We start from the raw sequence: 12,855 nt of genomic DNA, 5'->3' as shown, positions 1-12,855 counted from the left end.
AAGTAACTTTTATAATATATAAATGTTTACTGCCCTCAGATAAGGAGGGGACAAAAAAATGGACTTCAAAATCTTTGTCTTGACCCTGTTTCTGCTATCATTATGCGTCCCTCTGGGATGCGCCGCAGCCAGTATATCGGTTTCACCTGATGCCATCGAAGAAGGGGACGAGATCGAGATCAATATCCAGGATCTCCCTGATGGTGCCTCATTTGCCATCCTGGTGGAGAGCCGGATCGAAGTGGAAGGCGGAGAGAAGTTCACCTTTGAGGTGCAGGACTTCGTGCTCCCAGTCTCGCTGAGCGGAGGATGGATCTTTGCATCGACCAAAAACACAGCCTTCACCACGCTCTCGACAACGTTCGACGGGAGTTCCATCAATGTCGGCGGGCCGTCGAAGGATGGAGTCTTCACATTTTCACAGCAGATGGATATCCCGGCAGGGACGTATCGCTCCCTCAAACTCGAGGGGCAGGCGATGCCCGATGTCTCGGAGATCACCACGCAGATGCGGTTGAGCGGAGAGAAGACCGGGGCTGCGGACAGCACCATCTCCTTCACGCTCAATGGCGTCAGCAAGGGGTCGAGCACCATCGAGGTCTCGGTGGACGGCGAGACCACGCTGAGAGAGACAATACCGATCGGCGGAGGAACACCAGAGGAACCGACGACGAAACCAACAAAAGTACCCACAACTGAGAAACCGTCGGGCACTCCAGGATCCCCGGGGTCTCCGGGATCATCTGGGCCTTCGGGGAGCACGACGCAACAGAATGACGGAGTGACCCCAACCGGGGCGGTGACCACCGCTCCCGGTGTCGGGGTGGTCTGGTCTGAGGACAGAATGGTACGCCTCGAAGGTTCCGGACTCGAAGGAGTCGGTCTGACCAGGGCTGAGAGTGGGAATGTCCCCGACGGATGGGTGCCTCTCGGGGATGCGGTCTCGATCACACCGGCGAACCGCACGTTCGAAGGGCCGGTACAACTCATCTTCACGCTCCCTGAAGGAGAGGCCGAAAACCAGGCAACGATTTTCATTGCGGTTTTCAACAATGAAAAATGGGAGATCCTCCCGAGCAACCTCGAAGACGGGACCGTCGTCACCGAGATCACCGGTGCAGGCACCTACCGCCTGATGCACTTCGCCGAAGCCGAAACGACTGCAATTCCGACAACAACTGCAACCACGCTCCCGCAGACTACTCAGTCCTCTGTAGGGTATGCCTGCCTTATTGCAACGGTTCTGCTCTCCTTTGTCCTTCTCAGGGGCAAAAAGTAATCTTTTTTTTTTGCTCCGTTGAATTGCTCATCAAACGGAGCGGGATGTCATTGCGGAACCAGATCTTCTGTGGGGCATTCCTGAAGAGGGTTTGAGAAAATCAGATCTGTAAAATTTCTATTCCTGAGTGCGAACGGATGGAAGCTTGTAACTTGAATCTCGGTCCCTCCGCGAGAGGATTTGGGAAGGCAAACCGATCAGAAGGGTCGCCCCACCGAAGAACTCTCACCTGCACTCTCGCACCGGGAGACGAGTGCCCCCAGAACCCCTCACGACGAGGATGGGGGCGGCGGTTGAACGAAGTCTCCACCGATTCTCCTGTCTTGAAAAGAGAGAGAGCAAGCGACGATAAATGTTCATCAGGTACGCTTGAGGCGTGCTTCCGCTTCATGAGTGATACCATGAAAATGATCCAAAATATCGATCCTTGAGATTTTGATGGGGATTTGAAAATACCTGCGCCAGGCGCGACCCATATGCAAAGAACAGAGGCGCCTTCTGAACAATGGTCTCTCTGCCTTCCCGGCCCTATCTTCATCCCGGGGGTCCGGGGGCAGGGCCCCCGGCGGGAGGATGGGGGAAGGCGAGATAATCAGGCGTGCCGCCCCCATCGTAGAATATTTCCTGGAATCTCGCGCCGGGGGGCTTTGCCCCCCGGAACCCCCCACGACGAAGATAGGCGAGGACGGCGATTGAGAGGGATCCACCCACATACCGAAGCGAAGCTCAGAAAATTTTCATCCCGTATGCTTGAGCCGGGGGTTCATGCTCAATTCCACAAAACTAACTATTTCAAAGGACAACAACGCTCTTCCACGGAAAAAATATTTCATGCGATATGCCCGGCTCATACCCACGCCAGATTCCACGGATCTATCACTCAGGGAAGGAATACACGAGGGTCAGGTCGCCGTGTCCCTCGTCGACCTGCGCTTTCGAAAGACTGCAGGGTTTCCCGAACCCTTCGGTCAGGATGCAGGCGACGAGGCTGCAGACCGGACATCCGACCATGGTGCAGCACTTGGGTGACTCAGCGCGTACGGCAGCACAGCAGGAAAGGAGCCTGAACTTGCCCATGGTCACGACGACCGCGTCGCCGCTCCGTTCCACAGCGGCTATCTCGGCCACCTCAAGGACATCGGAGCAGACTTCCTGGATGCAGGAGAAGATATTGGCTTCTTCGGCCGGTATTCTGAGTCCTGCATCATGCTTCAACTGTTCGAGGAGCGGAAGCCCCATCGGGAGGAATACCAGACCTTCAGAACCGTCTGCCATTGCAAAAGAGAAATCTTCCCTGATCGTCGCTCCATGGTATGACCCCGCCGGGATGAACTGGAGTATAGGGGAATCTTTCGTCTGATGAGGGAGGTAGACACCGTCGCCCATCAACCCGAGGTCTGAGGCCACGCGGCTGAGATTGATGGTGCCGGCGGCAGGGAGAGCGCCGACATAACCCGGGTCGAAGGGTTCTCCTTTCGAGAGAGTGAGGAGAAAGACCCCGCCGACAAAAGATGCGATCCCGCTCATAGCCAGCGTCGCACTGGTCAGGTCACCGCGGTTGGTGAGGTACGCAATCGTCAGCACCAGGGCCGCGGCCGCGATCAGCGCCGCCCCTGCCATGAAATAGTCGTTGTATCCATTTTTTTTCATCGTCCGATCTCCACTCTGGATCTCATCTGATGTTCGGCAAGCCATACAAGGGAAAAAGCAGAGAGCAGCAGTCCGCCCACGGCAAGCAGCGCAGGGATGAGGTCACTCAGGGCGGCGATCATTGCTCCTCCGGAGAGGACGAACCCGGCCCCGACGAGCACCCATCCCCACCATGGTGCTGATCGGTCCGGCGTGGTGGCGACCGCCGCCCAGAGCACCAGTACCTGGAGGAGGACCGCGGCTTCCCACGACTTCCCGGCAGTGACCAGTACCAGCGGTTCGCCGCCGCAGAAAAGAAGAATCCATCCGTCGGATCCCCACTCCTCCGCCAGACGGAGAGTTCCAAGATAGAGAAGTGAGAAGACGAGAGTATCGAGCCATACACCCGTGAGAAGACCGGTCGCCAGGGCGAGGGGTATCGGGAGAAAGAGTACCGGTTTCACCGCACCGCCTCCGCTTTCCCTTCGGCGCTCTCCGGGTGTTTATGCCCGTTCTGTTTCCAGAGATCTACCTGAACTCCGGCACGCTCCGCGATGCAGACCACAAAGTCAAGATGGCTCTGGTCGCCGTCCCGGCAGGAGAAGAGTTCGATGCGACGAGGTTTGAGTCGCCACACCGCCTGTGCCAGCTGCCGTTCATAGACTGTCCGCTCCCGCCCTCTGAGGACCGATCCATAGACTGCAGAGAGCTTCTCGCGATAGTCGAGAGTTGCTCTATGGCCGTTTCCATCTCGGTTTCCGTTCCCCGCCCCATAGAGAATGGCGTTCAGATTGGTGCGGAGGGAGGGGGCGGTGCGGGCGCGGTAAAAGTATGTCTCTTCTGCCGTCGTGTTCTCCCCACCGGCAAGTGCCTGCATGGCCCGTGTATAATCGGCTTCAAGGGGCAGATAAATGAGGAGGTTGGGTCCTCTGACTGCCATCAGGGAGGTGCGACCATGTGTCTGCACCGAAGCCGCGACTGCACTCCGCACGGCCTCCTTCAGGGCGGTACGAGCATGCTGACTGGCTCCTCCTCTGGGGAGGTCAACAAAGATGAGCGGCGGCCGATCTTCCTCATCGGCATACACCTTCACATGGAGGGAGTCTTGTTTTGCCGAAACTTTCCAGTCGATCCTGCGTACATCGTCGCCGTTGACAAACTCCCTGAAGGAGCGGACCGTCCCGCCTGTTCCTCCTGAGAGGTGGGGGGACTCCGGCCCGGTACCACCCTGCTCCCCTTTCTGGGTGGTGAAACGGCGTTCCGGCCGTACCATCAGCGCCGGGAGGCGCATACCCTCCCCCCTGAAGATAGCAGACCTCGGGAAGAAGGGGTCGGGAATTCTGAGCACAAATCCCATGAAGACGACCTCCCCCTCCGTCGGGACGACCATCGAGTAGGAGATTACCCCTTCCTCCGGCAAGGGACCGATGAGGGAGAGACAGGTCGATCCGCCGACCACCTGCACCCCGGCCGGGGGGAGGTCTTCGACCTCGACCCGGCAACCCGGGGGGAGGGCGGCGCCGACCCGCACCTGCACGCTGACAATCGAATCCTGCCTGACGGCTGTATTCCCCAGTTCTCTGGTGACTTTCAGGCCGGAGGCGACCGTCGCAAATCTGCGGGAGGCGACGGCGTACCTGATGAAGAGAAACGTGCCTACGGCACACACCCCGAGCAGCGCAGCGCGACTCTCCGCCAGGAGCGAGAAACCGACGAGTGTCCCAAGAAAAAGAAGAGCCCCATAGGTACCGCTCCCGCCCGACACCTACTGCACCTCGACGGCGGCAAGAATCTCGTCGGTCACTTCATGCGCCGTCACGCCCCCGAGGTCGGCCTCCCGCCGGATGATTAAACGGTGAGGAAGGGCAAGATGAGCGACCTGCTTGATGTCGTCGGGGATCACATAGGTCCGGCCATGGAGCGCTGCAAGGGCCTTCCCACCCCGCACCATAGCAATGGACGCTCTCGGGCTCGCACCGAGCCAGATGTCGGCATGCTTCCTGGTGGCAAGGACGATATCCCGGATGTACTGGAGCACCGGTTCTTCGACCCTGACTGCACGAACCGCATGGATAAAACGCTCGATCCTGGTGGGGGAAAGGACCGGGGAGACCCCGGTGCTATAGGTCTCCCAGTCAAGGAAACCCGTGCTCTCCCGTCTGATGATCTCAAGTTCGTTCTCGGCTTCCAGATAGTCGAGCCTTGCACTGAACATAAACCGGTCCTTCTGCGCCTCGATGAGGGGAAAGGTCCCCTCGAACTCGTACGGGTTCTGGGTCGCGACCACGAAGAACGGACTTGAAAAACGGTGCAGAGCACCGTCAATCGTTGCCTGCCGCTCACTCATCGCCTCAATGAAGGCGCTCTGTGTTCTCGGGCTGACCCGGTTCATCTCATCGATCAGGACAAAATTCGAGAAGATCGGCCCCTTTCTCAGGACAAAGTCCCGACGTTCGGGGTCATATATTCGCACTCCGATGATGTCTGCGGGTTGCATATCGACCGCACACTGGATACGGCTGAACTCGCATCCTGAAAGAAGGGCGGCCGTCTTTGCAATAACGGTCTTGGCTGTTCCAGGCACCCCTTCAAGGAGGATATGCCCCTCGCTGAGCATCCCGATATAGATCATCTCGATAAGGGGTTCGTTTCCAACCACAAACCGGCCGATGGTCTCGGTTATCTTTCCATATGTCTCTGATATAACATCCAGTTCTGTTGCAACAAGATCAGGTTCCATCTACCCACCCTACCCTGTACTTCTTTCTCCAGAGGACTGCAACGACAAAGAGAGACGCGGCGAGCAGACCTGCCTGGAGTGACGACGAACTCCGGAGACCGGCAAGGACTGCACGGTCACGGGCTGCGGCCGAAGTTACGCCGTCCACCAGCATCACACTCCGATACGACCTGAGGTTCTCGACAAAGGCCCTGTTCCCCTCGGGCGCCTCCCTACCCTGCATGGCATTGATGAGAAGACTCGGATCGGAGCAGACGATCACTTCGCCGGCACCGATCTCCTCCCGTGCGAGGAACGAAAAGGTTCCCGTCGGTTCACCGGCGTCCATTCTCCCGTCCCCGTTCAGATCCTGCCAGCTGAAGAGCCCTGAAATGAGGAGCGACTCGCCGCCGGTCACATGAGTCGGGCGGTTGAAGGCGAGCGTCTCCACTCCGACAAGGAGGGGATGACCCGCGGCCGGGTGACCGTTCGGGAAGAAGGAGCCAGTATAGGTGGTATCAAGAGAGGAGACGTTCACCGGCACCACCCTCATCGACGACCCGATACCCTGGAGCATGACATTCGAAGCCCCTGTCTCGTCTGCGATGAAGATCGTGTTGTTCTGGTGAAGATACGTCCGATAGATCCCGAAGTCGCCCTCTCCAGACTCGTCAGCCGGTGCCACGAGAAGGAGAAGGGAGTCCTCATAATCATTGAAGAGAGAAGTGTCGGCAATCACCGTCCCCCCCTCCTCCAGCACAGCGTCGAAGAAGGCCGAGGTCCCGTTCCACCCGGGGTTTGAGATACCATACTCGTCCCCCGTCGTCGAGAAGTGGACGGAGAGGACAACCAGCACCGCGAGGATGAGGGCCGCCGCACATTCCCAGGCCCGGCTAATCGTTCTCACCCCCATGGCCGTCGGCATGGTCGTACAACCGGTGAAGACATGTCGTCTGTTCGTACGATGGCTCGGACCGGCCGTACCTCACCTTTTCATAGGCCCTGATAAAACCGGAAAGACCACCGGCCGGTGCGGCCGCCGTCGCAATCCCGAGCACCTCGCGCGGTGTCAGAGCAGTATAATTTCTGATCTTCTGTTCTTTCCCGATCCTGGCGGCGATAGAGAGATACAGGAGGCGGATCGCATCCCCGTACCGTCCTGCGGAGAGGAGGTCGGTATAGCGTTCGTCGACCTGCGAAGGTGTCCACTCGCAGGCCTGCGAGACTGTGTCAGGTTCTGTTCCAAACCACACTCCTCCGAGAGGGATGTCCGTCCGCCTGGATGAGGCGAGCAGATTCCGTGAGGGCTGTCCGGCCTGCCTCCGTCTGATCCCCAGCACTGTCCCGATCGCTATGATCAGAAGGGCCGCGGCCTTCATGACAAGGGCCGTGACCCTCGCGCCGGGTTCGGGTACCTCCACTTCGACAGTGTCGCTGATGGTATAGCGGAGGGGTTGCGACTCTCCGGAGACGACGGCCCGCAGTTCCCGAATGCCCGGTTCGAGACGGCCGGTGCAGGAGTACGATCCCTCTGCGTCGGTCTCCGCGGCGAGGGTCGTGCCGTCGTCCGAGGCGATCGTGACCCTGGCACCTTCAACCGGTACTCCCCCGCAGAACAGCGTGCCACTGCAGAGGAGATTCTCTTCCCAGCCGGATGCGGCGGGCCCGGCTTCCAGCGCGAGGTCGGCAGGTGCGGCCAGCACTTCGAATTCTGCCACGTCCGAGTAACCGCCGTCATGGACGGCATAGAGGAGATGGCGGCCGGCCCGGATGGAAGAGACCGGGATAAACGCTGCGTATCGGCCGGTCTTATCGGCTGCTGCAGTGGTCCATTCCCTGCCGTCAAGGAAGATCGAGAGCGTCCCCGTGGACCTGTCTGGAATCACACCTGATACCTGGACCGAATCGCCGTACGAGGCCGAAGGCGGGCTGACCGAGATGCTCGGTGCGGGGCGATCGTTTTCAGGGGGGGTGTCCCATCCCTGATGGGTGCGGTCGTTCTCCTCCACCACTCCGGCAAATCCTGAGACACTCTGGACATAGGAGGATACGGGGAGGTCGTACTTCGTCCCGATATCGGTCATCTTTGTCTGCTGGTGCTGATAGCGCTCCAGAGCTTCTTCCATCTTCATCTGGAGTGCTTCTCCTTCGTAGGTAACAGAATAGAAGTTTTCAGAGTTTTTTTCGTCCTGGTAGATCACTTCGAGTCTGGAGAGTTCATCCATCCTTTTGCTCTCCTCGATGAGGGTGGCGAGAGCGTCCATGTTCTCCATGTTCCCCTCGGCAAACTCCCTGATGTCGCTCTCGGTCATGTCGAGACTGACGACCAGATTGTTGAAGGATCGAGAGGCCTCAATATAACGGGCAAGGTCTTCCTCCGCCTTTTCGAAGTCTCTCTCCCTGACATGGAGGACGATCGTTCCGGTCTGGTCCATGAGGTCCGCCATCGCGGGGACGACCATCTCCATCTGCCCATTCTGTGAGCGTTCGTTCGTTACGGGACGGGCGTGCGCAGGGGTGAACAGCACCTGTTCCTCTGAGTAGAGCACCGGTGATGCGATCATCATGCTCAAGAAGACAAGGCATACCAGAGAAAATGCCGCGACCAGTCCTTTTACGACCATTCTTCTCTTCATCAGATGAGAACCCTCGCCACTTTGTCGATGATGGCCGTTCCGAACATGACGAGTCCGATTGCGGCCAGATATTTGAGGTACAGCACATGGGAGGGCCTGACAAAGGCGGTGTCGAGCACCTCGACAAGGATAAAAAATCCGATCGAGACGAGTACAAAGAACACCATAAGGTCGGCGCTCTCCATCATGACCAGGAAAAAGGTCACCGTGAAAAGCCAGATCATGAACCCCCCCGCAACGAGGTGCCTCCCCGGACGGCCCATCAACACCACCGATCACAGTTCTTGTATATATCAATTGCGGATGGGCAGGAAATGAATAGGATGTGTTCAGTATATTTATATGGCGCTAATCTGATGTATGCGTGGTGATGAAAGAATGAAGGCATGGATTCGGATCCTGGCCGCACTCCTCCTGATCGCAGGTATGGTCCTGCCGGCAGGAGCCTTCACGGCCGAGGAACTGGACATCTCGGTCAATGAGAGTGGTGCGGCGACGATAGACTTTACATATTCACTTTCCTGGCTGGAGAGATTCGCCGTCTTCCTCAAGATCGCCGATCCGACCGAGGAGTTTGCCAAGGCGCTCCAGAAGTACTCGAACGGGCACGGCGTCGAGTCGGTCGCTGTAGACGATCAGACCGCGTCCTTCCTGGTGGAGGGGTTCGCGAAGGTGAGTGCAGGAGAGAACGGGACGACAATCTACACAACCCCGGCCCTCAACTTCGAGGACGCAGAGAAAGCACTTGAAGAGTACTGGTTTGCTCCGCTCGTCCAGGCTGACTTCTCCCCTGCAGAGACCAGGGTCGTCTTCGTAGGGAAGACCACAAGAACCTTCCAGGACACTTCAACGATCCCGATGATCTCGGTGGAACTGACCGGGCAGGCCTGAGAAGAATTTTTTTTTTGGCTTTTTAAAATCGCTCATGAGGGGAAAGCACGCCTCAAGCATACGTGATGAAAATATCATCTCAGAAATGGATTGATTCTTGATCCTCATCCTTGTGTTCGAGGAGTGAATCGAAATCGAGCATCATGCCGTCCCTCGGCTATCTTCGTCGAGGGGGGTCCGGGGGGTTTCCCCTCGGCGCGAGATTACGGTGAAAGTTCTCAATAGGGGCGACACATCCGATCATCACGCCTTCCCACACTCTTGCACCGGGGGCGCTGCCCCCGGACCCCTGTGATGGCGATTGAAATGGAGGAGGCAGAGGAATGGCCGGAAAGTGTCTCGATCCAATGATTGATCGAGCCCGGGATCCTTTGTGGATATGCTCAAGGGGGTGTTTTCGGTTCGTGCCCGCCTCAACAAAACTCTTTTTTCAGAGGCCGGCCCGTGATTTAGAGGAACACGCCGGCCAGCACCCCTGCTACAGCGACGACCAGAGACACTCCCATCAGGGGGAGAGTGTAGCGTCTCAGCACCGCAGTCGGGGAGTCTCCGGTTGTCCTCCCGACCAGCCAGAAATAGGGGTCGCTGAAGGCCGAGACCGAGAGGGCCCCCGCTGCAATGAGCAGCACGAGAGCGACCGGGTTGATGGGGAGCGACGAGGCGACGCCCGCAGTCACGACGGCGGTTACCACCCGCGAGCCCTGCGCCGCCTGGACGAGGATGGCAAAGATAAGGGGAAGGAGGAGGAGGGGCACGGCGCCGTCCAGCAGCCCGAACGCGTCCTGCGGGAAGGAACTTGCCAGAATGACGCCCCCCAGCGCACCGGCGCCACAGAGGTCGTAGATGATGACACCGGCATGTCTCGTCCCCCACTTGAGAGCGGTATGCCGCTCTTCGCCCGGGAGAAGGAAAAGAGCGCCGGCCATCCCGAAGAGCAGGGCCGCCTGGACCGAACCGTCGCCGAAAACCGGCCAGATCAATGCCGCGGCGGCACAGGCCAGGGGGAGGAGGAGCGGCACCCATGCTCGCCGACCGGCGATCGGAACCTCGGAGGGAGAGATCGTCTGAGCGTTGCCCCGGCCCATCGCCGCACCGGTCCCGATCAGGATCAACAGCACGAGCGGAAGGGCGATCATGAGATAATCGCCGGCGGAAAATTCCGGTGCCGCCGCCGCGGCCGCAAGGGTGACCGGCGTCGGGTAGATAAGCGTGAACGAGAGAGCGCTCCCGATGGCTGCGGCATAGAGAGCGCTCTTCCGGTCTGAGAGACAGGAGAGGATGGGTGAGGAGACGATGAAGGCGGTCATGCAGCACATAAACGGGACGGCAAGGATAGCACCCGTGATCGCGCCGACCCAACTCGGCCGTTTGAGCAGCACGGAGAGATCCCGTACGATCCGCTCCCGGTAACCCGGGGTTTCGAGCACCCCGGCGACGACCGACCCGGCGAAGACGACCACGGCCAGGAGGACGAAGACCTTTCCCGCACCGGCCGCGGCAGTCCCGACGACCTCGCCTGCCGGGATGCCTGCGAGAAGACCATACAGGATCGCCGCGGAGAAGAGGGTCAGGAAGGGGTTGAGGCGGAACCTGACGGTCACAACTGCGATGAGGAGAAGCGTGACGATAAATGCAGCAAATGTCTGCACAATTATCCGTCGCCGCAGTAGGATATTATCTTTACGCTCTGGAAGAGTTCTGGAAGAATATTATTCCGGCTTTGTAGAAATCATCGTGATGGTTCTCTTCGACGGGGGGCTTGCCGCCCCCCGAACCCCCCGCGCGAGCGATAGGCGGTGGACTGCAACCCTCCTTTCATGTTCGTTTCTCCGCCTTCCGCCCCAATCTTCATCCCGGGGGCCCGGGAGCGGAGCCCCCGGCGTGAGTATGAGGGAAGGTGATGGATTCAGCTCACAGGGGGATTGAGGTGATGAAAAGAGGATATTTTCTACAGAGCCATTATTCCAGCATGACTCCCCCAACCGCCCGCGCCCAGAGCCGCCGGCCACGGTACCGGATCTCGAGGAGGCGGTGGATGGGAATGTACTTCTCCTCCCCCTCCGGGCAGACAATGAAGTGCCCGCCCTCGATCGCCCTGATCTCCCTTCCCCGAACCGTCGAACGATCGGCCGGTGCCCCGCGGTCGAGGTACGCCACCTCCACCTCATCGAAGTCGTAGTCCGGGTCGTGAAGAAGACGGAGGAGGAGTTTGTGGCTTGTCCGCATGGTGAGCGGGATCGGTCTTCTGATATATATGGACGGCGGCACATGGGTCGGGGGGGTCTCAGGGTCAATGCAGTACATTTAACAAGAGATATTAACTTCACCCTCAAACCTCTTTCTGATGTCAAAATCAGTAATCACAGCTCTGCTCATCGGTGCTGCAGTGATGTGTGCCTGTTTTGCAGGCTGCACCGGCACCGAAACTCCCGGCGCCTCCTCTGAGACCGGGGCAGACAATGTGCCGACCTATATCGTCGGCATCGACGCCCCATACCCACCCTTCTCGCTGGTCGACAAAGAAGGCAAGCCCACCGGCTTTGATACCGAGTCGATGGAATGGATCGCAAAAGAACAGGGATTCAAGGTCGAGTTCAGGCAGATCGCCTTCGACAGCCTGGTCACGTCGCTTGAACACGGGAACATCGACATCATCTACTCAGGGATGACCATCACTCCCGACCGGGCGGAAAAGATCAACTTCACCCACCCGTACTGGCAGGTCAACCAGACGGTGATCACCAAAGCCGACTCGGCGCTGACCATGGATAATGTCATGGCCGGCAAGGCGACCGTCGGTACCCAGCGCGGCACCACCGCAGGGATCTGGATGGACGAGCACCTGGTCGCGAACGGTACGATGCCCAAGGAGAATGTGAAGCACTACGACACCATCTCTCTGGCCGTCACCGACCTCGAGAACGGCAACATCGACGCCGTGATGTTCGACAGCACGGTCATCAACGACGTCATGGCCGGCAAGAACCTCAAGAAGATCGGCTCCATCGACACCCAGGAGTACTTCGGGATCGGCGTCAGGAAGAGCGACACCGCCCTCCTCAACTCCCTCAACGAAGGGCTCGACACGTTGATGAACGATCCCTACTGGCAGGAACTGATCACCAAGTACAACATGGAGTGACCTTCCCGGGTCGCTCTCATCTTTTTCGCAGACTCCGGCCCTGCCCGGGGCCTGCCCGAACCTTTCGGCATTTGTTTTTCTCTTCAAAGCCATCCCAAAAGTATTCATGGCTTGAACCATCCCCGGATCAAAAACATTTTTCGGCTCTGAAAAACTGCTTTTCTGGAGTGGGAGTGCCGGGGAGCTGGCCGCCCCCCGGCGCGAGAGAGCAGTTTAGCATTCTTCGTCCTTCTGATGGGGTGGCACGTCTGATCGACATGCCTTCCTCCATCCTCACGCCAGGGGCTCCGCCCCCGGACCCCCGGGATTGCGATTGGGTCGGGAAGGCAGAGGAGAGATCGTGAAGAAGATGATTTCGTCCCTGACGCTCTTTTCGTGAGAAAGTACAGAATATTTTTCCTCGGTCAGAGATCTCTATCGTCCAGGTACATTCTATTGGCGACCTTTCGTTCTTGACTTGCCACTAGATAGAACAGTCCGTGTTCTCCATAAAGACGATACAGCAACCTTCCCCCATATCGTCTGCGGGGGAGGGTTCGGGAGGGGGTGGCAACCCCCT

General features: G+C 58.6%; 12 protein-coding genes. 3 read left to right on the top strand and 9 right to left on the bottom strand.

Annotated elements, in window-relative coordinates; genetic code table 11:
• Window positions 1-58 precede the first annotated feature (58 nt).
• Entirely contained in the window at window positions 59-1,279 is a 1,221-nt protein-coding gene (locus E2N92_RS00060) for a hypothetical protein (protein WP_220681672.1), read from the top strand.
• A gap of 876 nt (window positions 1,280-2,155) precedes the next feature.
• Here E2N92_RS00060 and E2N92_RS00055 read toward each other — a convergent pair.
• The 7 genes from E2N92_RS00055 to E2N92_RS00025 all read right to left on the bottom strand — a co-directional run bounded on the left by E2N92_RS00055 (window position 2,156) and on the right by E2N92_RS00025 (window position 8,526).
• Window positions 2,156-2,929 (bottom strand): DUF7982 domain-containing protein, encoded by a 774-nt coding sequence (locus E2N92_RS00055; RefSeq protein ID WP_220681671.1) that lies wholly within the window; start codon window positions 2,927-2,929, stop codon window positions 2,156-2,158.
• A complete protein-coding gene (locus E2N92_RS00050; RefSeq protein WP_220681670.1) occupies window positions 2,926-3,372 on the bottom strand; it encodes a hypothetical protein in 447 nt (148 codons plus the stop codon). The genes E2N92_RS00055 and E2N92_RS00050 overlap by 4 nt, the downstream gene beginning before the upstream one ends.
• Window positions 3,369-4,673, bottom strand: coding sequence for a DUF58 domain-containing protein (locus E2N92_RS00045; protein WP_220681669.1), 1,305 nt, complete (start codon window positions 4,671-4,673; stop codon window positions 3,369-3,371). The genes E2N92_RS00050 and E2N92_RS00045 overlap by 4 nt, the downstream gene beginning before the upstream one ends.
• A complete protein-coding gene (locus E2N92_RS00040) occupies window positions 4,674-5,648 on the bottom strand; it encodes an AAA family ATPase (RefSeq protein WP_220681668.1) in 975 nt (324 codons plus the stop codon).
• Window positions 5,638-6,552 carry a DUF4350 domain-containing protein gene (locus E2N92_RS00035; RefSeq protein ID WP_220681667.1) on the bottom strand — a complete coding sequence of 305 codons (915 nt, stop codon included), beginning with the start codon at window positions 6,550-6,552 and terminating at the stop codon, window positions 5,638-5,640. Before E2N92_RS00035 ends, E2N92_RS00040 begins: the two co-directional genes overlap by 11 nt.
• On the bottom strand, window positions 6,521-8,194 hold the full coding sequence (locus E2N92_RS00030; protein ID WP_220681666.1) for a carboxypeptidase-like regulatory domain-containing protein: 1,674 nt from the start codon (window positions 8,192-8,194) through the stop codon (window positions 6,521-6,523). Before E2N92_RS00030 ends, E2N92_RS00035 begins: the two co-directional genes overlap by 32 nt.
• Before the next feature lie 68 nt (window positions 8,195-8,262).
• A complete protein-coding gene (locus tag E2N92_RS00025) occupies window positions 8,263-8,526 on the bottom strand; it encodes a DUF8044 family membrane protein (protein WP_485020611.1) in 264 nt (87 codons plus the stop codon).
• Between the two features lie 115 nt (window positions 8,527-8,641).
• Between E2N92_RS00025 and E2N92_RS00020 the strand changes: the two genes are divergently transcribed.
• The gene (locus E2N92_RS00020; protein WP_220681664.1) at window positions 8,642-9,154 is read left to right on the top strand and encodes a hypothetical protein; all 513 of its coding nucleotides are present in this window, start codon (window positions 8,642-8,644) and stop codon (window positions 9,152-9,154) included.
• A gap of 449 nt (window positions 9,155-9,603) precedes the next feature.
• On the opposite strand, the gene E2N92_RS00015 is transcribed toward E2N92_RS00020, so the two are convergent.
• Both E2N92_RS00015 and E2N92_RS00010 read right to left on the bottom strand, forming a co-directional pair.
• A complete protein-coding gene (locus E2N92_RS00015) occupies window positions 9,604-10,803 on the bottom strand; it encodes a GntT/GntP/DsdX family permease (RefSeq protein ID WP_220681663.1) in 1,200 nt (399 codons plus the stop codon).
• A 310-nt stretch (window positions 10,804-11,113) separates the two neighbouring features.
• The gene (locus E2N92_RS00010; protein ID WP_220681662.1) at window positions 11,114-11,380 is read right to left on the bottom strand and encodes a DUF504 domain-containing protein; all 267 of its coding nucleotides are present in this window, start codon (window positions 11,378-11,380) and stop codon (window positions 11,114-11,116) included.
• A gap of 118 nt (window positions 11,381-11,498) precedes the next feature.
• Here E2N92_RS00010 and E2N92_RS00005 point away from each other — a divergent pair, with 118 nt between their 5' ends.
• Window positions 11,499-12,296, top strand: a complete 798-nt coding sequence (locus E2N92_RS00005) for a transporter substrate-binding domain-containing protein (protein ID WP_220681661.1) — start codon at window positions 11,499-11,501, stop codon at window positions 12,294-12,296.
• The last annotated feature ends 559 nt before the right edge of the window (window positions 12,297-12,855 follow it).

It is taken from the genome of Methanofollis formosanus (assembly GCF_019633745.1).
Lineage (GTDB): Archaea > Halobacteriota > Methanomicrobia > Methanomicrobiales > Methanofollaceae > Methanofollis > Methanofollis formosanus.
Note: the sequence above shows the minus strand (reverse complement) of the source record. Positions and strands in the feature narration are given on the sequence as shown.

Excerpts from the sequence above, each read along its gene's own strand:
- E2N92_RS00060 (WP_220681672.1), top strand. The coding sequence starts at position 59 with ATGGACTTCAAAATCTTTGTCTTGACCCTGTTTCTGCTATCATTATGC.
- E2N92_RS00055 (WP_220681671.1), bottom strand. The coding sequence starts at position 2,929 with ATGAAAAAAAATGGATACAACGACTATTTCATGGCAGGGGCGGCGCTG.
- E2N92_RS00040 (WP_220681668.1), bottom strand. The coding sequence starts at position 5,648 with ATGGAACCTGATCTTGTTGCAACAGAACTGGATGTTATATCAGAGACA.
- E2N92_RS00035 (WP_220681667.1), bottom strand. The coding sequence starts at position 6,552 with ATGCCGACGGCCATGGGGGTGAGAACGATTAGCCGGGCCTGGGAATGT.
- E2N92_RS00030 (WP_220681666.1), bottom strand. The coding sequence starts at position 8,194 with ATGATGATCGCATCACCGGTGCTCTACTCAGAGGAACAGGTGCTGTTC.
- E2N92_RS00025 (WP_485020611.1), bottom strand. The coding sequence starts at position 8,526 with ATGGGCCGTCCGGGGAGGCACCTCGTTGCGGGGGGGTTCATGATCTGG.
- E2N92_RS00020 (WP_220681664.1), top strand. The coding sequence starts at position 8,642 with ATGAAGGCATGGATTCGGATCCTGGCCGCACTCCTCCTGATCGCAGGT.
- E2N92_RS00010 (WP_220681662.1), bottom strand. The coding sequence starts at position 11,380 with ATGCGGACAAGCCACAAACTCCTCCTCCGTCTTCTTCACGACCCGGAC.
- E2N92_RS00005 (WP_220681661.1), top strand. The coding sequence starts at position 11,499 with ATGTCAAAATCAGTAATCACAGCTCTGCTCATCGGTGCTGCAGTGATG.